The 25,141-nt window shown below is 41.0% G+C and carries 20 protein-coding genes; 11 read left to right on the top strand and 9 right to left on the bottom strand.

The window, feature by feature from the left end; translation table 11 throughout:
* Positions 1-461: 461 nt before the first annotated feature.
* Positions 462-917 (bottom strand): sel1 repeat family protein, encoded by a 456-nt coding sequence (locus H5180_RS10930; protein ID WP_145241053.1) that lies wholly within the window; start codon positions 915-917, stop codon positions 462-464.
* A 127-nt stretch (positions 918-1,044) separates the two neighbouring features.
* On the opposite strand from H5180_RS10930, the gene H5180_RS10925 reads away from it, so the two are divergent.
* On the top strand, positions 1,045-2,337 hold the full coding sequence (locus H5180_RS10925) for an NCS2 family permease (protein ID WP_145241051.1): 1,293 nt from the start codon (positions 1,045-1,047) through the stop codon (positions 2,335-2,337).
* A 343-nt stretch (positions 2,338-2,680) separates the two neighbouring features.
* On the opposite strand, the gene H5180_RS10920 is transcribed toward H5180_RS10925, so the two are convergent.
* On the bottom strand, positions 2,681-3,439 hold the full coding sequence (locus H5180_RS10920) for a hypothetical protein (protein WP_145241049.1): 759 nt from the start codon (positions 3,437-3,439) through the stop codon (positions 2,681-2,683).
* Between the two features lie 317 nt (positions 3,440-3,756).
* Between H5180_RS10920 and cysB the strand changes: the two genes are divergently transcribed.
* Positions 3,757-4,734, top strand: coding sequence for an HTH-type transcriptional regulator CysB (gene cysB, locus H5180_RS10915; protein ID WP_145241047.1), 978 nt, complete (start codon positions 3,757-3,759; stop codon positions 4,732-4,734).
* Positions 4,735-4,792: 58 nt separating this feature from the next.
* On the opposite strand, the gene H5180_RS10910 is transcribed toward cysB, so the two are convergent.
* The 3 genes from H5180_RS10910 to pabB all read right to left on the bottom strand — a co-directional run bounded on the left by H5180_RS10910 (position 4,793) and on the right by pabB (position 8,214).
* A complete protein-coding gene (locus H5180_RS10910) occupies positions 4,793-6,169 on the bottom strand; it encodes an L-serine ammonia-lyase (protein WP_145241045.1) in 1,377 nt (458 codons plus the stop codon).
* Between the two features lie 99 nt (positions 6,170-6,268).
* Positions 6,269-6,844 carry a CoA pyrophosphatase gene (locus H5180_RS10905; RefSeq protein ID WP_145241043.1) on the bottom strand — a complete coding sequence of 192 codons (576 nt, stop codon included), beginning with the start codon at positions 6,842-6,844 and terminating at the stop codon, positions 6,269-6,271.
* A gap of 23 nt (positions 6,845-6,867) precedes the next feature.
* Positions 6,868-8,214, bottom strand: a complete 1,347-nt coding sequence (gene pabB / locus H5180_RS10900) for an aminodeoxychorismate synthase component I (RefSeq protein ID WP_182758212.1) — start codon at positions 8,212-8,214, stop codon at positions 6,868-6,870.
* A 165-nt stretch (positions 8,215-8,379) separates the two neighbouring features.
* On the opposite strand from pabB, the gene H5180_RS10895 reads away from it, so the two are divergent.
* The 7 genes from H5180_RS10895 (at position 8,380) to H5180_RS10865 (ending at position 20,804) form a co-directional block, all read left to right on the top strand.
* Positions 8,380-9,906 carry a fumarate hydratase gene (locus H5180_RS10895; RefSeq protein ID WP_145241038.1) on the top strand — a complete coding sequence of 509 codons (1,527 nt, stop codon included), beginning with the start codon at positions 8,380-8,382 and terminating at the stop codon, positions 9,904-9,906.
* A 401-nt stretch (positions 9,907-10,307) separates the two neighbouring features.
* A complete protein-coding gene (locus tag H5180_RS10890) occupies positions 10,308-11,348 on the top strand; it encodes a Glu/Leu/Phe/Val dehydrogenase (RefSeq protein WP_182734943.1) in 1,041 nt (346 codons plus the stop codon).
* Between the two features lie 93 nt (positions 11,349-11,441).
* Positions 11,442-12,077, top strand: a complete 636-nt coding sequence (locus H5180_RS10885) for a CatA-like O-acetyltransferase (RefSeq protein WP_182734942.1) — start codon at positions 11,442-11,444, stop codon at positions 12,075-12,077.
* 175 nt (positions 12,078-12,252) lie between these two features.
* Positions 12,253-15,147 (top strand): ligand-binding sensor domain-containing diguanylate cyclase, encoded by a 2,895-nt coding sequence (locus H5180_RS10880; RefSeq protein WP_182734941.1) that lies wholly within the window; start codon positions 12,253-12,255, stop codon positions 15,145-15,147.
* Positions 15,148-15,315: 168 nt separating this feature from the next.
* Positions 15,316-16,548 carry a M23 family metallopeptidase gene (locus tag H5180_RS10875; protein ID WP_182758211.1) on the top strand — a complete coding sequence of 411 codons (1,233 nt, stop codon included), beginning with the start codon at positions 15,316-15,318 and terminating at the stop codon, positions 16,546-16,548.
* A gap of 142 nt (positions 16,549-16,690) precedes the next feature.
* Positions 16,691-17,515: a M90 family metallopeptidase gene (locus H5180_RS10870; protein WP_145241028.1), complete on the top strand. Its 825-nt coding sequence runs from the start codon at positions 16,691-16,693 to the stop codon at positions 17,513-17,515.
* Between the two features lie 106 nt (positions 17,516-17,621).
* Positions 17,622-20,804, top strand: a complete 3,183-nt coding sequence (locus tag H5180_RS10865) for an amidohydrolase family protein (protein ID WP_182734938.1) — start codon at positions 17,622-17,624, stop codon at positions 20,802-20,804.
* 47 nt (positions 20,805-20,851) lie between these two features.
* On the opposite strand, the gene H5180_RS10860 is transcribed toward H5180_RS10865, so the two are convergent.
* Positions 20,852-21,433 carry a TetR/AcrR family transcriptional regulator gene (locus H5180_RS10860; protein WP_182734937.1) on the bottom strand — a complete coding sequence of 194 codons (582 nt, stop codon included), beginning with the start codon at positions 21,431-21,433 and terminating at the stop codon, positions 20,852-20,854.
* A gap of 99 nt (positions 21,434-21,532) precedes the next feature.
* Here H5180_RS10860 and H5180_RS10855 point away from each other — a divergent pair, with 99 nt between their 5' ends.
* Entirely contained in the window at positions 21,533-22,006 is a 474-nt protein-coding gene (locus tag H5180_RS10855; protein WP_182758210.1) for an HPP family protein, read from the top strand.
* A gap of 33 nt (positions 22,007-22,039) precedes the next feature.
* On the opposite strand, the gene H5180_RS10850 is transcribed toward H5180_RS10855, so the two are convergent.
* Positions 22,040-22,411 carry a hypothetical protein gene (locus H5180_RS10850; RefSeq protein WP_145241020.1) on the bottom strand — a complete coding sequence of 124 codons (372 nt, stop codon included), beginning with the start codon at positions 22,409-22,411 and terminating at the stop codon, positions 22,040-22,042.
* Positions 22,412-22,561: 150 nt separating this feature from the next.
* Between H5180_RS10850 and H5180_RS10845 the strand changes: the two genes are divergently transcribed.
* Complete coding sequence (locus H5180_RS10845; RefSeq protein ID WP_149982830.1) at positions 22,562-23,314, top strand: Nif3-like dinuclear metal center hexameric protein; 753 nt, start codon at positions 22,562-22,564, stop codon at positions 23,312-23,314.
* Between the two features lie 34 nt (positions 23,315-23,348).
* On the opposite strand, the gene H5180_RS10840 is transcribed toward H5180_RS10845, so the two are convergent.
* Complete coding sequence (locus tag H5180_RS10840; protein WP_149982829.1) at positions 23,349-24,113, bottom strand: ElyC/SanA/YdcF family protein; 765 nt, start codon at positions 24,111-24,113, stop codon at positions 23,349-23,351.
* Between the two features lie 52 nt (positions 24,114-24,165).
* A complete protein-coding gene (locus tag H5180_RS10835) occupies positions 24,166-25,053 on the bottom strand; it encodes a LysR family transcriptional regulator (RefSeq protein WP_145241014.1) in 888 nt (295 codons plus the stop codon).
* Positions 25,054-25,141: the final 88 nt, after the last annotated feature.

The following is a 25,141-nucleotide window of genomic DNA, read 5'->3' as shown; positions in this document are numbered from 1 at the left end:
TACATTTAAAAAAGCATATCAGTACCTATCAGTTTACACCCTTCATCAATACCATATTAGAGATGGCATCAAAGAAATTTATTTTCACTTTCACGTAAAGTAATCTATTATAAATATATGTATTTCAAAGCTGGCTCTTACAGAGCGGTTTTTTTTCGTCTCAAATTTACTGAAATAACAGCTATTGTAATTTTAATTTTCCTCATTCCAGCTTTCAATGAGAAAGTTGACCGACTCCAGCTATGAATGAGAAATTTTCCAAGTTTCTATGAGAAATACACCTATCAAAAATCTCGCTATAGATAATGCCTCATTCCAAGCTTAAATGAGAAAGAACATTATTTGATACCATCAGCTTTGAAAATGTGCAGAAAATTAAATAATACTATACAAAACAATGTATTAATTATTTAAATTGAGGTGGCAATTGATTTTAACGAAAAGGGTAGATTAGTCCCTTTTCAAGGTGAGTTGGGGATCAGGTGAGCAAACTGCTGTTGGTGTATTTGTTCATACAGTGTTGCAGCATAACACTGGGCATCTTTAAAGCGGCGGGTGGCTAGATGTTTACGTAAATCAGTTAAGGCGGTTGTTGCAGGCTCATAGCCTTGGCTACTGGCTAAACTTAGCCATACTGCGCCATGAAAAACACTAGTAGGTACGCCTTGGCCTTTGATAAAAAATAATCCTAGATAAAATTGGGCTCGCTGATTACCTGACATTGCAGCTAAGCGCATCCATTTAGCAGCGAGAGGAGGTTGATCATTTTTTAAATAATACAGGGCTTTATTAACAGTGTTATCAGGAGTATCAGCTTTAACCGCACTGTGTGGGGCTTTGCTCGGTTGGGTGATAAACGATAATACGTTTTCTAACTGTTGTTCTAAATCTAAGCCAATTGGCGAGGTATCTGTCATAGTGCCACACATATTATTGTTGTCATTTACCTGCTCAGTTTAGTCTAATATCAGGTTAATTGTCCTGTTATTCTTGAAATATATGATAAAATCACGCAATTATTGTCATCTAAAATGAAACTCACTTATGCTCGACGCGTTATTTAAAATTAGCGACCACAACTCGACTGTGCGCCGCGAATGTATTGCCGGCCTCACTACCTTTATTACTATGGTTTATATTGTGTTTGTCAACCCTGCTATGTTGGCTGAAGCTGGTATGGATCAAGGTGCTGCGTTTGTGGCAACTTGTATTGCTGCGGCTATTGGCTGTTTTATCATGGGCTTTTGGGCAAATTATCCGTTAGCTTTGGCTCCTGGTATGGGGCTTAATGCCTTTTTTACTTATGGTGTTGTGTTAGGCATGGGCTATACCTGGCAAGCAGCATTAGGGGCTGTGTTTATGTCGGGCTGTATTTTCTTGTTCCTGAGTTTGTTCAAAGTCAGGGAGTGGATAATTAATGCTATTCCATTGGTGTTAAAGCAAGCCATTGCAACAGGAATTGGAGCGTTCTTAGCGTTAATTGCGCTTAAAAATGCCGGGATCATTGTGGCCAGCCCTGCAACATTAGTGCAACTGGGTGATATAACGGCTGCCGGTCCATTGTTGGCTATTTTTAGCTTTTTTGTTATTGCAGCGCTACTTTATCGTGATTTTAAAAGTGGTGTTTTGATCAGCATTTTATTAGTAACTGTGATCGCGCTAAGTCTGGGTTTGGTAGAGTATCAAGGCGTGATATCTATGCCTCCTTCAATTGCGCCTACTTTTATGCAACTTGATTTTTCAGCGGCGTTTGAGTTGTCAATGCTTAGCGTCATTTTTGCATTGTTGTTCGTTGATTTATTTGATACATCAGGCACCTTAGTTGCGGTAACTCAAAAAGCAGGTCTTGCTGATGAACAAGGTAATATGCCTCGTTTAGGACGAGCATTAAGTGCTGATAGCGCCGCAACCATTGCCGGTTCAGTATTGGGCACTTCGACCACAACCTCATATATAGAGTCAGTTGCAGGAGTATCTGTGGGTGGCAGAACCGGACTTACAGCTGTGGTTGTAGGAATGTGCTTTTTATTGATGATGTTTTTTGCACCCTTGGCGAAAATGGTGCCAGCTTATGCAACTGCGGGAGCTATTTTATATGTGTCGGTGCTAATGCTACAAAACCTTAAGTTTGTAAATTGGGATGATATGACAGATGCCATTCCAGTGAGTGTGGTATTACTGATGACACCGCTAACATTCTCCATTGCTCATGGCATTGCACTGGGCTTTATTTCTTATACAGTCGTTAAAGTATTGTGTGGTAAACGAGAACAAGTAAGCATCAGTGTGTGGATATTGACTGCGATGTTTGTGATCAAATTTGCGTTTTTATCTTAGTGAGTTACTAGGGTCTGTTGACTTATCAAGGTTGAATTTTCAGCAGTCTGTTTGGTATTTAGGCAAGGCAGAACCTATGTGATGTGGTCATTCCCCATAAATAGGTGATAACGCAGCATCAATGCCAAACAGGCGCTGCCCGAAGGGTTCTGCCTAGGGGCAATTAACTCTTTGTTACTTTGGATGTAAGTAAGGGGCGTGAGCAGGACGCGGAAGCTTTGCTCGGTTTTTACTTAGCCCACTAGGTTACAAACCTCGCGCCGCGATTAAATTGCCCCTAGGCAGAACAAATATTAATCCGCAAAGGTCAACAGACCCTAAGTTAATACAAAGAAAAAGTGGTTTACCACTTTTTCTTTGGTGCAAAAAGTACGTCTAAATCGTCTTGTTCTTGCTCTGCTTTTTTCTTCAGTGCTGTTGCATTAGATGCTTTAAGCTCTGTGCTTATTGCTTCTAAATAACCTTCGAGCTCTTGGCGTTTAGTGGTTATATAGTCATCGCTATAAGCGACTGCAGATACAGTAGCGTAGGCTTTTTCAAAGTATTGGCGTGCAGAACCGACCATATTCGCAGAGCGTGCGGAGATACCTCGTTTAATCTGGCTTTCAATATTAATTCGTAATTGGAGTTTTTCTAAGCGCTTGTCTTCAGCAATAAAAATTTGGCTGTCTACTTTGCCTTTGCCATGCTCTGAACGAAGTACTGCGCGTACTTTCTTAATACCTTGGATTAGTGCTATTAATTGCTTGTCGTTATCGGGTAACACTAAATTTTCTAAGTTAGTGGTGTCGATTGAGTCTCCTAAACGTTCTTTTGCTTCCTTTAAGCGATTCTTTAACTCTTTCGAATTGGGTGATAGCTGCACCATAGCGACTAAAGCATCATGAATACGCCGTTGTAGAATACGTAAAATATGTTCTGACATAGGGATGTTTGCGCTATTTAATAGAACGTCTTCTGATTCTTCAATGATTTTTTTTTGTTTGGTTAAGTCTTTGCGGCGTTCTGTTTCTTGTTTCTCTTTATGCTGTTGTACCGCACTGACCCAGAGGGCAATGACAATCAGTGCAACAATCAACATAATAATAATAGAAACGATCATGGTTTAGGTCTCAAATTTCACAAACTAATAATTTTAATCTTACATTAAATATATGCTAACAGGATAGTTTTGCGCGGCTTATGTAAAAAAGAATTCACTTTCTCATCATTTATTACTATCTGCGTATGATATTTTTTCATTTTGAGCATCAGCTTAAAAGATGGCTACCTCAAGGCGAGGGATTATGCTAGCCTAAGCAGATAACCTTATAAATACGATTCCAGACAGCCTTTTTCTATTGTTAATCAGAAAAAACTTGGCTTGACGCGATGTAGCATTTATAAATAAGCAGTATAACTACACTAAAAAATGCAGCCATGAAATTACAACAACTCAGATACATCGTCGAAGTCCAAAATCATAAACTTAATGTTTCAGCAACCGCTGAAAGTTTGTTTACCTCACAGCCAGGTATTTCTAAGCAAGTACGTATGTTGGAAGATGAGTTGGGCGTGCAGATTTTTGGGCGAAGTGGAAAACACTTAACCCATGTTACCAGCGCGGGCACTGAAATAATTAATATTTCCCGTGAAATCCTTTCTAAAGTAGAGGGTATTAAAGCGGTTGCAAATGAGCATACACTACCTGATCAAGGTAAGTTGAATATTGCCACCACACATACCCAAGCACGGTATGCACTGCCAAGTGTGATCCAAGGATTTATGAAAAAGTACCCTGCGGTGTCATTGCACATGCACCAAGGTACGCCGCAGCAAATTTCTGATGCTGCTGCTCGTGGCGATGCTGATTTTGCAATTGCCACTGAAGCACTACATTTATATTCTGATTTAGTGATGTTACCTTGCTATCACTGGAATCGCAGTATTGTGGTGGCAAAAGACCATCCACTAGCTAAAAAAGCAGAGTCGCTAACCGTTGCCGATATTGCCCAGTATCCACTTATTACTTATGTATTTGGTTTTACTGGCCGTTCAGAACTTGATAAAGCATTTAATGCGCAGGGACTTGAACCACACATTGTATTTACTGCAACTGACGCCGATGTGATTAAAACCTATGTACGCTTAGGTTTAGGTGTGGGTGTTGTAGCATCAATGGCGATTGATCAAATTGCAGATACCGATTTAGTGTGTATTGATGCCAGCCATTTATTTGAAGCCAGCACCACTAAAATTGGCTTTAGAAAAGGCAGCTTTTTACGTACGTATATGTATGACTTTATAGAGCGTTTTGCACCACATCTGACCAAAGAGCGGGTTGAGCGAGCGAGTTTACTACGTAATCAAGATGACGTAGATAAGCTGTTTGAAGATATAGAATTACCGGTTAAGTGACTTTAATCTGTTGAAAACAAAAAAGCCGCATATTGCGGCTTTTTTAATGACTATAAACCTAACACTCAATTATATTTACCGCTAAGCCACCGCGAGCGGTTTCTTTATATTTAGTTTTCATATCGTTACCAGTATCAAGCATGGTTTTAATAACTTTATCCAATGATACTTTTTGCTCGCCACTGCCACGAATAGCCAAACGCGATGCATTTATTGCTTTAATAGCTCCCATAGCATTACGTTCAATGCACGGCACTTGTACTAATCCACCGACAGGGTCGCAGGTTAACCCTAAGTTATGCTCCATGCCAATTTCCGCGGCATTTTCTACTTGTAATACACTGCCACCGACAATTTCAGTCAGTGCACCAGCAGCCATTGAACATGCGACGCCAACTTCGCCTTGGCAACCAACTTCAGCACCTGAAATTGAGGCATTCTTTTTATATAAGATGCCAATTGCGGCGGCAGTTAATAAATAACGAGTTGCAATATCGCGGTCTATTTCTTTAATGAATGTGTGGTAGTACATTAATACCGCAGGTAAAATACCTGCTGCGCCATTAGTTGGTGCTGTAACTACACGGCCACCTGCAGCGTTTTCTTCATTAACAGCAAGGGCAAATAAATCCACCCAGTCCATTGCGCGAAGGGGGTCATTGCTGACTTCAATATTGAGCTTTAAGTACAGGCTAGGGGCGCGACGTTTTACTTTCAAACCACCAGGTAAAATTCCTTCGGTGCGCATACCGCGTTCAATACAGGCTTTCATTACTTGCCAAATATTGAATAGTTCATCTTTTATTTCATCTTCTGTGCGTAAGGTTTTTTCATTTTTCATCATCAAGCTTGATACGCTATAACCTGACTCCTTACACATTTCTAATAATTCTTTGGCACTGCCAAATGGAAAGGGGGCTGGGTTTTCTTCACGGACAGTGAGCGCAGCTTGTTTTTCGTTTTCAAATTCTTCATCGGTAACAATAAAACCGCCGCCAATTGAATAGTAAACTTTACTATGGAGTTTTTCGTCGCCTTTAAAAGCAATGATCTCCATTGCATTTGAGTGTTTTGGCAAAGTTTTACGACGGTGGAATACAATCGCTCCTTGTTTTGGAAACTTTGCTTGATGCACTTGATTTAAGTGGATCACTTGTTCATTTTCAATTTTAGCGAGAATATCGTCTACTAAATCGGCATCAATGGTTTCCGGATCATAACCCGCAAGTCCGAGGATAACTGCTTTGCCTGAGCCATGGCCGATACCTGTTTGTCCCAATGAGCCATATAGCTCAACTTTAATGCTGGTGACATCGGTTAACAAGTTTTGTTGTTGTAGTTCGTTAACAAATAAACGCGATGCGCGCATTGGGCCGACGGTGTGTGATGATGACGGGCCAATGCCAATACTAAACATATCGAATGCACTGATCATAATAACTTTACTCTACTTTTACTCAGCACGATTGCTGCCTTTGAACGGTCGCACATAATAACGCGTAATTGTACCCTTGTAACCCTTTGCAATAGAGATTTAAACTGGTATGGCAAGCTGTTTTGTAAAGTTTTTTATAATGCTAGCAGTGGCTCCCCAAAGTAGTCCGTAAGGAGTTGAAAAACCTTGTAAAGTAATAGTTTTGCCAAAGCGATGAAAAGGTAAGGGTTGCCAATTGTTTACATCAGCGAGTGCGCTGACGGGCAGCAAAAAACTGGCGGCCACTTCATTTTGGTCTGCATGCCAATGTGTATCTGGGGCTAATACACCAACAAACGGTGTAATCGTAAAGCCGGTAAGAGTAGAGTAATCGCCTAATTGACCGATGACAGTGACATTTGATGGGGCGATATTTAGCTCTTCACTTAGTTCACGCAGTGCAGTATGGCGTAAGTTTGCATCGCTCAACTCATGCTTACCGCCTGGTAAGCAAATTTCCCCAGGATGGTGATTTAAGAACATTGGGCGTTTGCATAGTAATATGTGCGCGCTGTTATCTACATCAATCAGCGGTAACATAACGGCACTGGCTCGTTGAGGACGTTGTTTAAAATGTCTCTTATCAGCTGGCTGTATATACTCATTGGCAGGCGCAGTTAGCTGAAAACGAGCCATAAGCTGTTTGCTATTCACACAGGTTACTTCAATAAAGGTAAGATTTTATTTACTTTATCGTAAGTTTCTTGGTATTCCAAATCCACTTGTGAATCAGCAACAATGCCGCCGCCAGCCCAACAATAAATATGCTGTTTGTGACACACTAAAGTTCGGATGGTAATACTGGTATCCATATTGCCACAAGCGCTTAAATAACCGATTGAACCACAGTAAATACTGCGCCGATGCGGTTCTAATTCTTCAATGATTTCCATCGCACGAATTTTGGGTGCACCGGTGATTGACCCTCCCGGAAAAGCAGCATACAACTGATCAACCGCAGTTTTATCGTCAGCTAACTGCGCTGTCACGGTACTGACTAAGTGGTGTACTGCAGGAAAACTCTCAATCGCAAAGAGTGACGGGACTTGCACGGTACCAGGTTTGGCAACTTTACCTAAGTCGTTGCGCAGTAAATCAACAATCATCACATTCTCAGCGCGATCTTTCGCTGAATTTTGTAATCGAGTTGCTTGTAACGCATCTTCTTTTTTATCAAGACACCGTGGCAGCGTTCCTTTGATTGGCTTGGTTTCAACCTGATTATCATTAATGGCAATAAAGCGCTCAGGGGAAATAGATAAAATAGCGCCATCAGGATGATTAATAAAACTTGAAAATGGTGCTTTGTTAGCTTCGCGCAAAGTACAATAAGCATGCCACGGTGAGCCTTGATACTGCGCTGTAAAACGCTGTGCTAAGTTAATTTGATAACAATCGCCACTTTTTAAATATCCCTGAATTCTTGCAAACTTAGCGCTGTATTGTGCGCGGCTCATATTTGATGACCAGCCTCGGGTGATTTCAAATGGCGAGGTAATTGGAGAGGCGTGAGCTAACTCCTGTAGATACATTGCTGATCTATCAACATCAGGCTGTGCGACATAAAACCAACTGTGCAGCTTTTTATCATAGATAAGTGCATCCATATAGAGACCAATAGCTAGTTGTGGCATATCGATATCATCGATAGCTTGGCTGGGAAGTTTTTCAATGACTCGGCCAAGGTCGTAACCAAAATACCCGAGCCAGCCGCCACTAAAAGGTAGGTTAGGCTTAGTTTTACTGCTATCTAGAGTATTTAGCTGTGCTTTAATGATGCTAAAACAATCTTGTTCAGTTGCCTTGTCATCAATAAACGTGTGGTTATTTTTAACTTCTAGGCGCATTTTTGGCGCAATAGCAATCAGATCGTAACGACTATTTATATGGTCGCTGTTGGCTGAATCCAGCAGAACGGCATAAGGTAAATGGGCAAAATAGGCGAAAACCTCTAGGCAGTTGAGCGAAATGTCTAATTGAATACAGGTTTTTTGTTGCTTTATCATCTATTTTTTTACCCTGAAGAACTGGCTCGAAACGGGCTAGGAGGGTATCATAAGTTATAATTTTTTGGCAGCGTTTAGTGACGTTGCCTAAGCGCTGTACAAACCACCGTCACTGGTTTGGCCTAGTTTACGTGTTCTCACGTAAAGGTAATTTAAGGAACCCCTATGAGTACAATTCGTCAGCAAGACTTTATTGATAGCATTGAAGATGCATTGCAGTATATTTCGTTTTATCATCCACTTGATTTTGTTCAAGCGCTCGAAAAAGCCTATAACAAAGAACAAAGTAAAGCGGCAAAAGATGCCATTGCGCAGATTTTAATTAACTCGCGGATGTCGGCAGAAGGCAAACGTCCTTTGTGCCAAGACACAGGTATTATTACTTGTTTTGTGAAAGTAGGTATGGATGTTAAGTGGGACAAAACAGATTTAACCGTACAGCAAATGGTTGACGAAGGGACGCGTCGTGCTTATTTGAATCCAGATAATCCATTACGTGCATCTATTGTTGCAGATCCTGCAGGTAGCCGTAAAAACACCAAAGATAATACGCCTTCGGTCGTGCACATTGATTTAGTGGCAGGCGGCAATGTTGAAGTAATGGTGGCAGCAAAAGGCGGCGGCTCTGAAAATAAAAGTAAAATGGTGATGCTTAATCCATCTGATGATGTGGCTGAATGGGTCGAAAAGACCTTGCCGACCATGGGCGCTGGTTGGTGTCCACCAGGCATGCTAGGTATAGGTATTGGCGGAACGGCAGAAAAAGCCGCAGTAATGGCAAAAGAATCACTTATGGATCCAGTTGATATCCATGAGCTTATGGAACGTGGCGCAGAAACCACCGAAGAGAAACTTCGTTTAGAAATATTTGAGCGCGCAAATAAGCTCGGTATTGGCGCACAAGGCCTTGGCGGTTTAACAACAGTGGTTGATGTGAAAATAAAAACCGCACCGACTCATGCGGCCTCAAAACCTGTGGTTATGATCCCTAATTGTGCGGCGACTCGCCATGTACATTTCACATTAGATGGTTCAGGTCCTGCAAACTTAAAAGCGCCAAAACTTGAAGATTGGCCAGAAGTCACATTTGAAGTGGGTGAGGGCACGCGTCGTGTTGACTTAAATACGCTAACTAAAGAAGACACGCATGAATGGAAAATGGGCGAAACAGTATTACTGTCAGGGACTATATTAACTGGTCGTGATGCAGCGCATAAACGTCTGCAAGATATGATCAATTCTGGTGAAGGGTTACCTGCAGGTGTTGATTTTGATAATAAGTTTATTTACTACGTTGGCCCAGTTGACGCGGTACGTGATGAAGCAGTGGGCCCAGCGGGTCCTACAACAGCAACGCGGATGGATAAATTCACTGACATGATGCTAGAAAAAACTGGCATTATTGGCATGATTGGTAAAGCGGAACGTGGCCCTGCAACAGTTGAGTCTATCAAAAACAATAAATCTGTGTATTTGATGGCCGTAGGTGGAGCAGCTTACTTAGTATCTAAAGCAATCAAAAAAGCCCGTGTAGTGGCATTTGAAGATTTAGGTATGGAAGCTATCTATGAATTTGAAGTAGAAGATATGCCAGTCACTGTCGCAGTGGATAGTGAAGGCGCAAATGCGCATACCCAAGGCCCAGCAATTTGGAAAGCTAAAATTGCAGAGTTAGACGCTAAATTAAAATAAGTATTCGCTTTATTATGCGGTATTTGAGTTTTCTCAGATACCGCTTATCAGCTCTGACCAGTTGGATGTAAACCACCTAACCTCCCGCAAAGACCCATCATTACTCTCTTGTTGCTGTTTATTGCCTTGTAATTTAAACTTTACAATAATATTTAAATTGACGTTCACGTAAACGTTATCATGCTATATTTTTAGTTAAGTTAATTAACTATTCTAAAAAGTGACTATTTTTGAATTTAAAATGTTTAAAATTGCGATAATTTAGCTTGTTCATTACGGCGCCTGATATTGATAGGTTTTATCATCTCATATAGTGGCAAGCTGTAATATGAAGTGGTAGAGTCTCGGCAATTTCAGCGTGCATACCCTCTCACGGGTTACAAATTTCGGAGTAAGATAAAGTGGCTGTGTTCAATCGAGTTGATTTTGATAACCACGAACAAGTGGTTTTTTGTTCAGATAAAGAATCAGGCCTTCGTGCAATTATTGCCGTTCATAATACTAATTTAGGTCCTGCTGTTGGTGGTTGCAGAATGTGGGATTACGCAAGTGATGACGACGCTGTTGTCGATGCGCTTCGTTTATCAAAGGGTATGACCTACAAAAATGCGGTAGCACGTTTACCATTTGGTGGTGGTAAATCTGTGATCATTGGAAATGCCAAAGAAATTAAGTCTGAACAATTATTCCGTGCATTTGGTCGCCAATTAGAGCGCTTAAATGGTAGTTACTATTCCGCTGAAGATGTAAACATCACCTGTGATGATGTGGCTATCATGAATAAAGAAACTAACTATGTATTAGGCCTTGAAGGTAAAAGTGGTAACCCATCACCATTTACAGCGTATGGCACATTTTTAGGAATTAAAGCGGCGTTACAACATCAACGTGGTCACCAAGACTTGAGTGGCATTAAAGTGGCAGTACAAGGCTTAGGCGCTGTTGCTTATGGCTTGTGTAAACATTTGCATGACGCGGGTGCGACCTTGTTTGTAACTGATATCAACCAAGTGGCAATTGATCGAGTCGTGAATGATTTTGCAGCGACTGCTGTAGGCATTGATGAAATATACGACCTTGATGTCGATGTATATGCACCGTGTGCACTTGGTGCAACAGTAAATGATGCGACTATTCCACGCATTAAAGCGACAATTATTGCTGGTTGTGCAAATAACCAATTAGCCGAGTCTCGTCACGGTGAGATCATTCGTGAAAAAGGTATTTTATACGCACCAGATTATGTGATTAACGCAGGTGGTATTATTAATGTTTATTATGAAACAGCGCCAGAAGGTTACAGTGCTGAGGCATCAAATAAACATGTTGAGGGGATCTTCAAAACCTTAACTGAAATTTTTTCGCGAAGTGAGAAAGAGCAAAAATCAACGCATTTGATCGCAGACGAACTCGCACAAGAGATCATCAAAAACGGTTTATAATAAACGCGTTATAGGCGTGCAATTGCACGCCTTTACATTATTCAGTAAATCCCTCACGATACGGTCATCCTGACCTGTATAGTTTTTAAAGATATGACGCCCATCGATTTAGCCACATGGCCACGCGAACAACATTTCTCACTGTTTAAAGAGTTTACGCAACCCTACTTTAATGTATGTGTACAATTAGATATGGGGGCGTTGTATCAGCATTGTAAATCACAGCAATGCTCTTTTTTTCATGCCTATATCTATGCGACATTGCAGGCAAGTAATACTTATCAACCAATGTTACTGAGGATCATTGACGGTGTACCTTGGCAACTAGCTGCTCAACGTGCCAGTGTTGTAGAGCTTGCTGATGATGATACCTTTAGGTTTAGCTACTTTTCACAACAAGCTACGTTGAACGACTTTCAAATACATGCAAACAGAGTTAGCTTAGCGGCAAAGCAACAGCCATTATTCTCAACTGCTTTTGCGCAAACCGAAGGTCAGACTGATTTGATCCATATTTCGGTTTTACCGTGGTTGAACTTTACAAGCTTCTCTCATGCACATACACAAGGTAATCATTTCGGCATTCCTAAATTAGTGTTTGGACAGTTTGATGCACAAAAGGGGACAATGCCTATCTCAATAGATGTGCACCATGCATTGATGGATGGTTTACATGTAGCGAAGTTTATTGAACAGCTGCAGCAGAGTATAGACGCTCTGTGTGCTTAGCGTGGCCGTAAACGAATTGTGTTATTTAGTTAATGAAAATAAAACTCAGACTATGTTAGTATAATTCATATACAAGAAAACATAATGATAGTTAACTACTGGAAAATCATTATCTATTTAATTTGCGTTCATGCTAAGTTGTTAGCTCGCCATAATTACGAAGGCGTTTAGTATAATGATTCGTTTAGGTCTTTGCTTTTTCTTTTTTGTTGTTTTTAGTTGCTTTGCTGCTGAGCAAACCCGCTTACCTCTTAATGACTACTTTGCTGAAACCTGGAATACCCGTTCTGGTTTGCCTCATAATAGTATCAATAGCGTGGTACAAACAAATGATGGTTACGTGTGGATTGCCACTTGGGAAGGATTAGCCCGATTTAATGGCCGAGAGTTTAAACTGTTTACACGTACGGAAATAACTGGTTTACCAGATTCTGGTTTACGTAGTTTAGCCCCACAAGCTGATGGCGGTCTATACATAGTGGGCGCTCGAGGGGGGATCAGTCATTTATATCAAGGGCAATGGCATGCCAAGCCAAATGCGACTGCGATGGTAAATCACGTATTAAAAACGCCTTCAGATGAAACTTGGTTAGCCCTTGAGGGCCAAGGTGTTGTATATCGAGAGTTTGATAGTGCGCCGGACACGGCGATTTTAGAAAACCTCAGTGCTTATCGTCTAATAGAAGACAATGCAGGTATTATCTGGGTTGCAACCAGCAATGGCTTGTATCAAATTAATAATAAAACAGCGCGTTTAATCACTCCCGATTCCGGTTTACCACAAAGCCCAATATACACCTTGTATTTGACCCGCCAAGGTGAGCTCATAGTCGGCAGTGAACAAGGTGCATGGAAACAGGTAAACAACCGTTTTATCAGTATTCATGCTCAACTTAAAAATGAGGCTATCTCAAGTATTTTACAAGATGACCATGATGATCTTTGGTTTGGTACGATCAATAAAGGGGTGTTTCGATTAAGCCCGTTAGGACTTGAACAACTTGATGCTGACGCTGGTTTACCTGCAAATCGGATTTTATCGTTATTACAAGATCGTGAAAATAGTATTTGGGTTGGCACAAATGGCGGTTTATACCGATTGCGTGAAGCCGCTTTTTCGACTTGGACCACAAAACGAGGGTTGACAGGCGATTATGTCCGTACCGTGTTGTCGCATTCTGATGGTAGCTTATGGGTAGGCAGCAGCCTTGGTTTAAATCGCATTGAAGATAATAAAGTAAACACATTCCCTCCTGCTTATGGGAATGATCCGTTATCGGTTTTAAGTTTAGCCGAAGATGCGCAAGGTCAAATTTGGCTCGGGACCTATACCTCAGGTTTGATGCGGATTATCAATGGTAAAGTTTATCCTGTTCTGGATCGTCAAAATGGCTTAGCCAGTAATGAAGTTAGGGCGTTGTTATTTGATAGTGCAGGGCGCTTATGGGTGGGAACTGCAGCAGGTTTGACACGAATAGACGTGGATGGCTCTCTGAAGCAGTTTTCAAGTACAGATGGTTTACCTGGTGATTTTATTATAGCCCTTAGTGAAGACAATTATGGCAATGTATGGATTGGAACCGGCGTTGGAGTAGCATCTTTTAGCCCAAATTTAGAAAAATTTACGGCTAAAGTGTTTCCTGCCCATTTTGATGCTGAATATGCTTTTGGTTTTTATGCTGAATCTGAATATATTTGGATGGCGACAGACCGTGGTCTTGTCCGGTGTCATATCCCAACTGGAGAAATGAGTATTCTTGGGCGTGAACAAGGCTTGCCAGTTGATAAGTTGTTTCAAGTTGTGGCACAGGGAGATTCGTTTTGGTTATCTAGTAATCGCGGTGTGATCCAAGTAAATCAAAAACAGGTCAAACAGCGGCTAGCGCAGTTAGCACAAAATAATGCGTTGCCAATCCAGTATCAGCTATATGATGAAGGAGATGGCATGCTAAGCGCTCAGGCTAATGGCGGGTCTAATCCTTCTGCAGTGCTGCACAAAGATGGCAGTATTTGGATTGCTACAGCGCAAGGGGCAAGTACTATCGTCCCTGAACGATTAAAGCAAGCTACAAAGAAAACATTACCGACAATTATTGAGGCAATGTATGTAGATGGCAAAATGACCCCCTTGGTGCAGCAAGATGAAGAAATTATTTTACCGCTTGGCGTTTCGCGGCTCTCTTTTCATTATGCTGGCCTAAGTTTTATTATGCCTCATCGGTTGAATTACCAGACCCAATTGACTGGTTATAATAATGTGTGGGTTAATCGTAATCAATTAACCATTACGGAATACACTAATTTACCACCGGGAAAGTATACTTTTAAGGTACGTTCGGGCTACCCTAATGGGCAATGGCAAAATAATGATAAAACCTTAACGTTTGTGATTCAGTCATATTTTTGGCAAAAAATTACTTTTAAAATAATGGTTTTTATCGGTTTATTAGCATTAGTCTACGGGCTTTATAGATACCGGCTTTATCATTATAAAAAAATAGAGATAGAGTTGATTAAGCGGGTTGAGCAACAAACTAATGATCTGCAACAACAAACAGATGCCTTTGCTCATCAAGCAACCCATGATCAACTAACTGATTTACCAAACCGTCGTGCCTTTGACTGTTGGCTTGCGGACAATTTTGCTGATTTTAAACAGCATGGTTCACCTCTCGCTATTGCGATTATGGATATTGATCATTTTAAGCGAATTAATGATGGGTGGTCACATATTGTTGGCGACCGTGTAATTTGTGTGGTTGCTCATATGCTAGGAGAGCTCAATGAGAGTGATGATAGTCAAGTTGCTCGCTGGGGAGGTGAAGAATTTACATTACTATTCCCTCATAAAACCGCGCAACAAGCCGCTCAATTATGTGAAGAATTACGTGTGCAAATTGCAAACTACGATTTTTCAAACATCGCTAGCGGGTTATCGGTAACGGTTAGTTTTGGAGTCGCTGATTCATTGGCAGTTAATGACTATGACAGGTTACTGGCGCAAGCTGACCAAGCGCTTTATCAAGCAAAAAGTAATGGGCGAAATCGAGTCGAAGTTATAACACTCTAAAAGTTATAGTAGAGTATTTGGGAAAACACGCTACAGGCCATTGCTTTTCGGGTACATAATATATACTAATACATATATTAAAACATTTTATTAACATTTAATTGGGTTTGATGCTATATCTTTTGTTCCCGCTTTGGGGTCTTTTGATGTGAACAGAAGGAACAAAAGATGAAAAGTAAGATGATATATGTAGCATTAGCAGGTGTTTTAGGTGTGTCGCCAGCGGTGTTTGCACAAGGCCATAAGCAGAATGATTTTAACTTTACTGCACAGTCCATTGAGTCACTTAAGTTAACCTCCTTGGTGGCTGTGGACGATACTCAGTTTGTGTTCAATAATGACTTGTTGCGTGAAGATTGGGATAATTTCTTTGCTCTGCATGCGCCAGTACTGGAAGATAAAAAAGAGCGTGTTTTGCACTGGGCAGGTTATACAAGTATCAACCCTAAAGTTATCTTAGCCTTGATTGAGCTGCAAAGTGGCTTACTTTCTGATCCTGACGCAGATCTTAATAATGCTTTTGCAGGTTTATCGGACGAACACGGTTTTGATGCCCAGCTTGAAGATGTGGTAATGATGTTAAGTCAACGTTTTTATGCATATAAACAGTGGCAAGATAGCCAAGCCACCCCGGAAACATCAAAGTATGCGGGCGAGGAAATCACTAATAGAGTCAATACCAACAGCAGTACTGCAGCGACAGTAGCATTGGTCAGTGTTCTTAAAAAACAAGCATTAAGCAAAGATAATGTTAATTTCGCTAAGAGCGATCTGACCGGCTTTTTAGCGACGTTTGAGCGTCTATTCCCTGATAGTCGCGCTCAGTTACAAAGATCCTCTAAAAGTGCACTACAAAGTAGCAATCAGCAGTTTGCTGCGGCTAGTTTTTCAATGAACTTACCATGGTCATCAGGTTATTATTGGTACAGCGGTGGGGCTCACTCTAATACTGGCTCTGGTTATCCATATTCATCGCTTGATTTTAATAATGGCTCTGGTGGTTGGGGCGCAAATACACCATATGTTCAAGCGGCGCATGGTGGTACTATCACACGTTTTTCGTCATGTAATATCCGCGTAACGCATTCGAGTGGTTATTCAACCAACTATTATCATATGTCTAATCTGCAGTATAGTAGCGGTGATTTTGTGCAGCCAGGTGCATGGCTCGGTCGTTATGCGAACAATTATTACCAAGCACTATGTGAAGGGGGACAATCATCAGGTCCTCACGTGCATTTTACTTTGTTGTATAACGGCCAGCAGGTGTCATTACATAATCAATATATTAGTGGTCATCGTATTGATGTCGGCAATAGCAACTACGATGACAATTGTAATAACTTTTACTTTGAACGTAATGGTTACCGTACTTGTGCTTGGGACCGTTTATATCGTTAATATAATTGATTTTACGAAATAATATAGCTGACCGCCTATAACATAGTTATGGGCGGTTTTTTTAGCTGTTGCTAGGCTAGATGATTGAATTTTATCCTCACAGGACATATTAATAAGCTACACCTGTTGATAGGACCTTTTAATGGTAAATGGATTATTAATATTTGCGCTGATTGCGTTTGTAGTTGTTTATTGGCGTTGGCCGGTTATTCAAAACCGCTTGTGGCAAAAAAAGTATCAAGATTATCGTTTAGATGAAAAGCAAAAAACATTATTGTTACGGTATATGCCTATCTATCAAAAAATGACGGATGCTGATCGGGAAAAATTAGAGCGTCATATTGTCTGGTTTCTAAATGAAAAACGCTTTATTGGTTGTGATGGTTTAATTCTTAACGAGAGTATGAAGTTAATAATTGCTGCGGATGCGTGTGTGTTGGTGCTTAATAAACCATGGCCACTTTATCAAAATGTGAAAGAAATTTTGCTGTACCCAAGTGCTTATTACGCGCCGCAGACATCTCGTGATAGTGCCGGATTAGTAAGCTATCATAATACTGTTCGTCAAGGCGAGTCATGGCCTGGAGGGACTTTAGTGCTGAGCTGGCACGATGTGCTTGAAGGGAACCGCTTACCCAGTGACGGACATAATTTAGTGTTTCATGAATTTGCTCACCAACTCGATCAAGAAACAGGTAAAACCACAGGCACGCCTATATTAGCTAAAGAAGTAGATTATAAACAGTGGGGGCGTGTTTTTAGCCGCGCTTATAATCAGTTAAAAACGCATGTTGCGTATAATATGCCGCATGTTATTCATAGTTATGGTGCAACAAATGAAGCCGAATTTTTTGCCGTGATCACCGAAACTTTTCTCGAAAAGCCCAGTGAGCTGCGCCATTATGATCCTGAAATATACAGTTTATTGGTCGGCTATTATCAGTTTGATCCAATAAAATGGCATTAACCGCCAAATAACGACGCTTTATCAGATATCGCTGGTAACTTGCTGCCGTTTTTGTTGCAATCATGTTTATAAGATGAAAACCGCAATAAAAATAAGCGAGAAGGCGATGAAAAAAATGCTTCATACAGCAATGGCTGTAGCTGTGTCACTGGCGCTATATGGTCAGGCTCAGGCACAAGATAATGATGACAAAAAATGGCAAGTGGATGCGCCACAAGGGCAATTTGTTGATGCTAATATTAGTGTCTCTCAAGGCACTTGGATGAATATCGATGTCAGTCCTGATGGCAAAACCATTGTGTTTGATTTGCTGGGCGATATTTACACTATGCCGATGGCTGGTGGCACTGCCACTCAACTGACCTCTGATATCGCATGGCAAATGCAACCGCGTTTTAGTCCTGATGGTAAACATATTGCGTTTACCTCTGATCAAGGTGGCGGCGATAATATCTGGTTGATGGATTTAAACGGTGAGAATCAAACCGCGGTAACCGATGAAACGTTTCGCTTATTGAACAGTCCCGCATGGAGTCCCGACGGCGACTATATTGTTGCTCGTAAGCATTTTACAGCGAGCCGTTCATTAGGCGCAGGTGAAGTATGGCTTTATCATAAAGCGGGTGGCAAAGGTGTACAACTCACTAAACGTGAGAATGATCAAAAAGATTTAGGTGAGCCGATGTTTTCACCTGATGGCCGATATGTTTATTTTTCACATGATGCGACGCCGGGTAAAACCTTTCATTATTCAAAAGATTCGGTTGCTGGCATATATAAAATCAAGCGTTACGATCGCGAAACGGGTGAGATAGAAACGATTATTGATGGTATGGGCGGCGCGATTAGACCAACCCCGTCGCCAGACGGTAAGAAGCTTGCGTATATTAAACGAGATGATTTTCAAACTAGCCTCTACCTATATGACTTAACCAGCGGTAAGCATACTAAGCTATATGACAAGCTTGAACGTGATATGCAAGAGACTTGGGCTATTCATGGCGTGTATCCAACCATTGCATGGACACCAGATAATAACCAACTGGTATTTTGGGCTGGCGGTACTATTCATAAACTTGATGTGCAAGATGGCGATGTAGAAACCGTACCATTTGAAGTAAAAACCAGTAAAAAAATTCAACAAGCAGTGCGTTTTACACAAAACATTGATAGCGATGAATTTGCTGTAAAAATGTTGCGTAATGTACAGATTTCGCCGGATGGTGAAACAGCAATTTTTGAAGCGCTAGGACATATTTATAAACGCGATTTAGAGTCAGGAAAAATAAAGCGTTTAACTAAACAAGATGACCACTTTGAGTTGTTCCCGCAGTTTTCCCGTGATGGTAAAAAAATAGTTTATGTAACCTGGGATGATAACGAACAGGGTGCTGTTCGAGTTGTCTCTGCGCGTAGTGGTCGCGGTGATGATATTACCACAGAGCCAGGTAAATATGTTGAGCCAACATTCAGCCCTGATGGCAAAACAGTGGTGTACCGTAAAGCCTCAGGAGGCAGCATCTTAAACCCTGATTGGTCACTGCATCCGGGTATTTATGCAGTGAGTAGCAAAGGCGGGAAAGCTGAGTTGATTTCTAAAAGTGGTTATCAGCCGCAGTTTGCATCAGCTAATGATCGAGTTTTTGTGATGAGCCCATGGCCTAAGCCAACGCTAAGTGTGGTTGAACTTGATTCGAAAAAAATCACTAAGCTTTATGAGTCAGAGCATGCTACTGAGTTTAGAGTATCGCCTGATGGCAAGTACCTCGCTTTTGCTGAACGTTTTAAAGTGTTTGTTACGCCATTAGTGCAAAGTGGTAAAACCATCAATATTGGTCCTAAAGACAGCCAATTTCCGATTGAGCAGTTATCTGTTCGTGCCGGTGAGAATATCAGCTGGAGCGCCAGCAGCGATAAACTGTATTGGACGCTAGGCCCAGAGCTTTATCATGCAAGTTTGGCAGGTTTATTTGATATCAATAAAGCGGATGACGCTGACTTCAAAGTAAAAAGTGGCGATAACATTGGCTTTAGTAGCAAAATGGCTGAACCAAAAGGCATGATAGCTTTAACGGGCGCACGTATTATTACCATGAAAGGTGAGCAAGTCATTGAAAATGGAATACTATTAACCGATGGTAAACATATTAAAGCCGTTGGCACAGCTGCTGATATTAACATTCCAAAAGGCGCACAGGTAATTGATGTATCTGGCAAAACAATTATGCCAGGAATTGTTGACGCGCATGCGCATGGTTCACAAGGCAGCGATGAGATCATTCCTGAGCAAAATTGGAAAAACTTAGCGGGCCTATCGTTAGGCGTCACGACAATTCACGATCCATCAAACGATACAACAGAGATTTTTACAGCCAGCGAAATGCAAAAAGCGGGGACTATTGTAGGCCCACGTATTTTCTCAACCGGTACTATTTTATATGGTGCCAATATGCCAGGTTATACATCACATATTGATTCGTTAGATGATGCTAAATTTCACTTAGAGCGATTAAAGAAAGTTGGCGCGTTTAGTGTTAAATCATACAACCAACCACGACGTGAACAACGCCAACAAGTAATTGAAGCTGGCCGAGAGCTTGAAATGATGGTGGTGCCAGAAGGTGGTTCATTATTACAGCATAATTTAACGATGGTGGTTGATGGTCATACGGGCATTGAGCACTCAATTCCCGTGGCGAATATTTATGATGATATCAAGCAGCTTTGGTCACAAAGTGATGTAGGCTACACGCCAACACTTGGTGTGGCATATGGGGGCATCTGGGGAGAAAACTATTGGTATGATAAGACTGATGTGTGGAATCACCCGCGCTTAAGTAAATTTGTGCCAAAAAACCAATTACTACCACGTTCAATGCGCCGTGTTAAAGCACCCGATCACCACTATAATCACTTTAACAATGCACGGGTAGCAAAAGAGCTACAAGATTTAGGTGTTTTAGTGAATCTAGGTGCACATGGTCAGCGCGAAGGCCTTGCAGCGCACTGGGAGATTTGGATGTTTGCTCAAGGTGGTATGAGTCCACTGGAAGCTATTCGTGCGGCGACGCTTGATCCGGCCAAGTACATCGGCCTTGATCAGAATATCGGCTCATTGGAAGTCGGTAAACTGGCTGACTTAATGGTGATCGATGGTAATCCACTGACTAATATTCGTGATACAGATAAAGTTGATTATACGATGATCAACGGTCGGTTATTTGATGCCGCGACTATGAATGAAGTTGGCAAAAAAGCACGCGACAAATTGTACTTTGAAGATAAGTAATTATTAGTGTTATAAACCAATCAAAAGCGGCTGAATAGCCGCTTTTTTTATATGCTACTTGCTATAAGTTGGCGTAATAATACTGGGTCTTGCATTAGTGTATTACTGGAGTGCGTCACTCTAGCCTGACAGATCATACCTTCTTTTAAGGTCATTAATAATTGTGCTAACTGTATGGTTTTTTCTAACTGACCTTTAAGTTGTTCTGTGTGTGAGAGTTTATCGAACAATAACTGTAAAACTGATTCTTTGTGTGCTTTGCAAAGCATCGCGATAGGGTGCTCGCTGTGTGGAAACTCCGCTGCAGTATTAATAAAAAAACAGCCATTAAAAGGTCCAAGCTCAGAGACTTTATTGTCTATCCAAGCGGAGAGTGCGCTAAAAAGTGCATCAGCCACTTCGAAGGGGGTATTGCAGTTTTCTAATTGTTCATACAACCACTGATTAAAGCGCTGATCTCTGAGCTCTAAACACGCACAGATCAACTCATCTTTACTGACAAAATGATTATAAAGCGTTTTTTTTGCAACACCTGCTTCTTTAAGTATTTCATTAATGCCTACCGCATGGATCCCTCTTTGATAGAACGCACTGAGTGCGGTATTAATTATCTGGGTACGTTTATCCATGGTTGCTCCTAGTCAAAAAGTAAGCTTGACATAAGTAGACCGACTTGTCTATCATCTAAATGTAGACAAGTCGGTCTACCTCTGAAGGAAGTAATATTAATGAATGATGTATTTTACAAAGCCGTTATCGCGGGTATCTTTTCAGCACTGACACTTTCGGTATTAGCATATTTAGAAAGTTTAGGGAATTATGGTGTATGGCTTATGGCACCATTTGGCGCAACTGCGGTACTGGTGTTTGGTGTACCAAACAGCCCTTTAGCAAAAGCAAAAAATGTTATTGTAGGGCATTTCATCACTGCCGTGATAGGTTTGGTTTTTATTAGTTTTATAGGCGTGGATCCGATCAGTATTGCTATTGCGACTGGATTAGCTGTGACCGTAATGATGTTGACTAACACCATACATCCTGCAGCAGGGGCCAACCCTATTTTGATTATGGTCAGTGGTCAAAGTTGGGACTTTTTGATTATGCCAGTTCTTGTTGGTACCGTGTTTATTGTTATCTGTGGGTATATATCAGGGTGGTTGAATACAAAACTCAACGTTGTTGGCCATAAAAAAACCGCTTAAAAGCGGTTTTTTTATGCTACGAGTCTAAAGTTATTACACAACACCGCGAGGTAAGCGGCAATCGTGATCTTTTTTAGCTAGGTACACAATCCAAAACTCTTCGGCAGTGTAACCTTCTTCATTAGCTGTTGTTATAGTAAATGGTGGTTTTTTAACAGCTGCTTTAGCTGGCACTGCTGATTTAGTTTTAGTTTTCTTAGCAGGTGCTGTTGCTGCAGGTTGTGCAGACGTATCGCCTGAAGTTAGCTGCTCTGTTAATTCAGCAACTTCTGCAAGGCGCAAGTTTTTGCCGCCGTCGATGCTGTACCAACCAGGTTTGCTGGTGATTTCAGGTTTCTTACCATTGGCTGCTTGGTATGCTGCTTCAAAGGCATTTAATACTTCTGTTTTGTCTAGTTTGCTCATCAGAGGCCCTATACGTTGTAAACACAGATTGAGAATATTTATTTATACCTATTTTTGACTTACTTTTCAATTTTTTGCGATTTTCCTTCCATTTTAGCCCTATAAACGCCAAAATTTGCACAAAATTTAACGCTAATCTGGAATAAAAAAATGCAGCGCAGAGAATTTAACCAATTACTAAATACCATTTTAAGACCTGATTCTATTCAAGACTTTTGCCCAAATGGGCTACAAGTCGAAGGACGTGAACAGATTAAAAAAATTGTTACAGGTGTCACTGCTAGTCAAGCATTAATCGATGCTGCAATTGCACATGGCGCAGATACAATATTGGTTCATCATGGTTACTTCTGGAAAGGTGAAGCGCAACCTATTACCGGTATGAAAAAGCGTCGCATAGCTGCGTTACTTAATCATGATATCAATTTATTTGCCTATCATTTACCTCTTGATGTGCATCCAGCAATCGGTAATAACGCGCAATTAGCACAGCTACTTGATTTAGAAATACTCGATGGTTTGGAGCCTGTAGCAAATAGTGTCGCAGTCAAAGGGCGTTTAAAAATCCCAATGAGTGGTGAGCAATTTGCACAAAAAATATCAACAGTGCTCGCTCGTGAACCTTTAGTTAGCCTAGTACGTGATGAGCTAATTGAGACCATCGCTTGGTGTACTGGAGGTGGTCAAGGTTATATTGATTTGGCTGCTAGCCAGGGGATTGATGCCTATTTAACAGGCGAGGCTTCAGAGCAGACCATTCACAGTTCTCGTGAGCAAAAGATCGATTTTTTTGCCGCAGGCCATCACGCCACCGAACGCTATGGCATAAAAGCGCTCGGTGAGTTATTGGCTGAGCAACATGGCTTTGATGTAACCTTTATTGATATTGACAACCCAGTTTGAGTTGCCAGCTACTTCACTTTAAGTGAGTGAGATGTTAAAGCGCTTCTGGATCAATCCAGCGGCGCACACTTATCCACGTACTACCGATTACTTCATGCCAATAACTTGTGACTGCCTTTAATACTTCAACACTCGGAATATATTGTTTGTGATGAGGCCACGCTGAGAAATCGTAAAAATCAGTGGCGGCGGGAATAACATCAACGCCTTGGCTATTAAATAGATCTTTTGCTCGTGCCATGTGACTTGCCGAAGTTACCAGTGCAACTTTAAAATCAACTAGAGCAGGTGCTAAAAGCCGTGCTTCATCGGCGGTATCCATAGCCGTAGGATTTTGTTTAATACGCTGCGCATCAATACCTAAACTTATCGCGGTTTGTTGCATCAAACTACTGTTGGTCACTTTATTGTAACCGCCACCTGAAACAATAAGTTGAGCTTGTGGGTACACATATGCTAAGCGCATACCTTCGATTAGGCGGCTTTTAGCACAATTACCAAGTTGGCTATTGGCGTTAAGTTTTGGGTTAGGATTTATATCACAACCAAGTACCACTATTTTATCGAGTATCGGCTGTTTACTTGTATCAAAAATATACTTTAACTGTGAATTCGGAGCAATTATTTTTTGACCAATAAAAGGGGTACTAATCAGCAATAAACTGGTGATTGCGATTAAACCAATAAATACGCTGACTTTCTTGGTACGCAGTGCGATTAATAAGCAAACAAAGCACAGTAGAGCAAACAGAGGCAATGGCATCAGCATTGCACCGAGGATTTTTTTCAGTTCAAACATCACAGTAGCACACATAAAGGGGTTTTCTGTATGCTACTGGGTTAAACCTATTTTATCGACCGTTATTTAACTTACAGGTATTTAAAAAGTGGCGATACACTGGGTTATCTTTCATATTCTTTTTCATGGCTAAATACATTGGACGGGTTAATCCCAGTGCGCCTAATGGAATCGACTTAATGAGTCCTTGGCTTTCATATGGTGTTACTAACCAATCCGGTAATGCTGCAACCCCCATTCCGGCACTGACAAGCTGAAAAATGAGCAAGCCCTGATCTACGGTTTTCAAGGTGCCATCAAAACGTGCATTTTGAATAAAATGTTTGAAGATATCCTGACGCTCTCGTGGAATAGGGTACGAAATAATCGTCTCGTTTTTCAAATCAAGTGCCGTTACATAGGCTTTTTTCGCTAGTTCATGATCAGGAGCAACAATTAATTTAAGTTTAAAATCAAATAAATGTGCGTATTCAAGTTTATCTGGTTCACGAATGTCTGAAGTGAGTACTAAATCTAATTCATCACTGAGCAGATCAGGAATAGCGTCATAACTAAAGCCGCGCTCATAATCAACTTTGATATCAGGCCAAAAGTTATTGAATTCTTTAATTGTTGGTAATAACCAATGAAAACAAGCATGGCATTCAACACTAAGTCGTAATTGTGAAATTGGTTGATTAAGACTTTCTTTTAAACGGCATTTGGTTGCTTCAACACGCGGGAGTACTTCGCTGGCAAGTTCAAGTAATAGCATACCTTGTGGGGTAAAGCGCACCGGTTGAGTTTTACGTTCAAATAGTTGGCAATCAAGTTTGTTTTCTAAATCTTTGATTTGATGAGACAAAGCGGATTGAGTCAAAAATAATTCGCGCGCAGTATTTACCAAGGAACCGGTTTCTTTCAAGGTTGCGATGGTCTTTAAGTGTTTTACATCAATCATCTTTAATAATTCTCATGGTAAAGGTGAGTTTAACTCAGATTACAGCCATAATACGCCTTAAATTAAGATGTATCAACGTCTAGATGGC

It is taken from the genome of Pseudoalteromonas sp. SR41-4 (assembly GCF_014163985.1).
GTDB lineage: Bacteria > Pseudomonadota > Gammaproteobacteria > Enterobacterales > Alteromonadaceae > Pseudoalteromonas > Pseudoalteromonas rhizosphaerae.
The sequence above is the reverse complement of the archived record's forward strand: the minus strand, read 5'-3'. Positions and strand labels throughout refer to the sequence as shown.

What these genes read in the sequence shown, in the direction of transcription:
- pabB (WP_182758212.1), bottom strand. Translation starts at nt 8,214, where the DNA reads ATGATAAAGCAACAAAAAACCTGTATTCAATTAGACATTTCGCTCAAC.
- H5180_RS10845 (WP_149982830.1), top strand. Translation starts at nt 22,562, where the DNA reads ATGCAGCGCAGAGAATTTAACCAATTACTAAATACCATTTTAAGACCT.
- H5180_RS10875 (WP_182758211.1), top strand. Translation starts at nt 15,316, where the DNA reads ATGAAAAGTAAGATGATATATGTAGCATTAGCAGGTGTTTTAGGTGTG.
- H5180_RS10910 (WP_145241045.1), bottom strand. Translation starts at nt 6,169, where the DNA reads ATGATCAGTGCATTCGATATGTTTAGTATTGGCATTGGCCCGTCATCA.
- H5180_RS10865 (WP_182734938.1), top strand. Translation starts at nt 17,622, where the DNA reads ATGAAAAAAATGCTTCATACAGCAATGGCTGTAGCTGTGTCACTGGCG.
- H5180_RS10920 (WP_145241049.1), bottom strand. Translation starts at nt 3,439, where the DNA reads ATGATCGTTTCTATTATTATTATGTTGATTGTTGCACTGATTGTCATT.
- H5180_RS10930 (WP_145241053.1), bottom strand. Translation starts at nt 917, where the DNA reads ATGACAGATACCTCGCCAATTGGCTTAGATTTAGAACAACAGTTAGAA.
- H5180_RS10870 (WP_145241028.1), top strand. Translation starts at nt 16,691, where the DNA reads ATGGTAAATGGATTATTAATATTTGCGCTGATTGCGTTTGTAGTTGTT.
- H5180_RS10885 (WP_182734942.1), top strand. Translation starts at nt 11,442, where the DNA reads ATGACGCCCATCGATTTAGCCACATGGCCACGCGAACAACATTTCTCA.
- H5180_RS10855 (WP_182758210.1), top strand. Translation starts at nt 21,533, where the DNA reads ATGAATGATGTATTTTACAAAGCCGTTATCGCGGGTATCTTTTCAGCA.
- H5180_RS10880 (WP_182734941.1), top strand. Translation starts at nt 12,253, where the DNA reads ATGATTCGTTTAGGTCTTTGCTTTTTCTTTTTTGTTGTTTTTAGTTGC.
- H5180_RS10850 (WP_145241020.1), bottom strand. Translation starts at nt 22,411, where the DNA reads ATGAGCAAACTAGACAAAACAGAAGTATTAAATGCCTTTGAAGCAGCA.
- H5180_RS10905 (WP_145241043.1), bottom strand. Translation starts at nt 6,844, where the DNA reads ATGGCTCGTTTTCAGCTAACTGCGCCTGCCAATGAGTATATACAGCCA.
- H5180_RS10840 (WP_149982829.1), bottom strand. Translation starts at nt 24,113, where the DNA reads ATGTTTGAACTGAAAAAAATCCTCGGTGCAATGCTGATGCCATTGCCT.
- H5180_RS10925 (WP_145241051.1), top strand. Translation starts at nt 1,045, where the DNA reads ATGCTCGACGCGTTATTTAAAATTAGCGACCACAACTCGACTGTGCGC.
- H5180_RS10860 (WP_182734937.1), bottom strand. Translation starts at nt 21,433, where the DNA reads ATGGATAAACGTACCCAGATAATTAATACCGCACTCAGTGCGTTCTAT.
- H5180_RS10835 (WP_145241014.1), bottom strand. Translation starts at nt 25,053, where the DNA reads ATGATTGATGTAAAACACTTAAAGACCATCGCAACCTTGAAAGAAACC.
- H5180_RS10895 (WP_145241038.1), top strand. Translation starts at nt 8,380, where the DNA reads ATGAGTACAATTCGTCAGCAAGACTTTATTGATAGCATTGAAGATGCA.
- cysB (WP_145241047.1), top strand. Translation starts at nt 3,757, where the DNA reads ATGAAATTACAACAACTCAGATACATCGTCGAAGTCCAAAATCATAAA.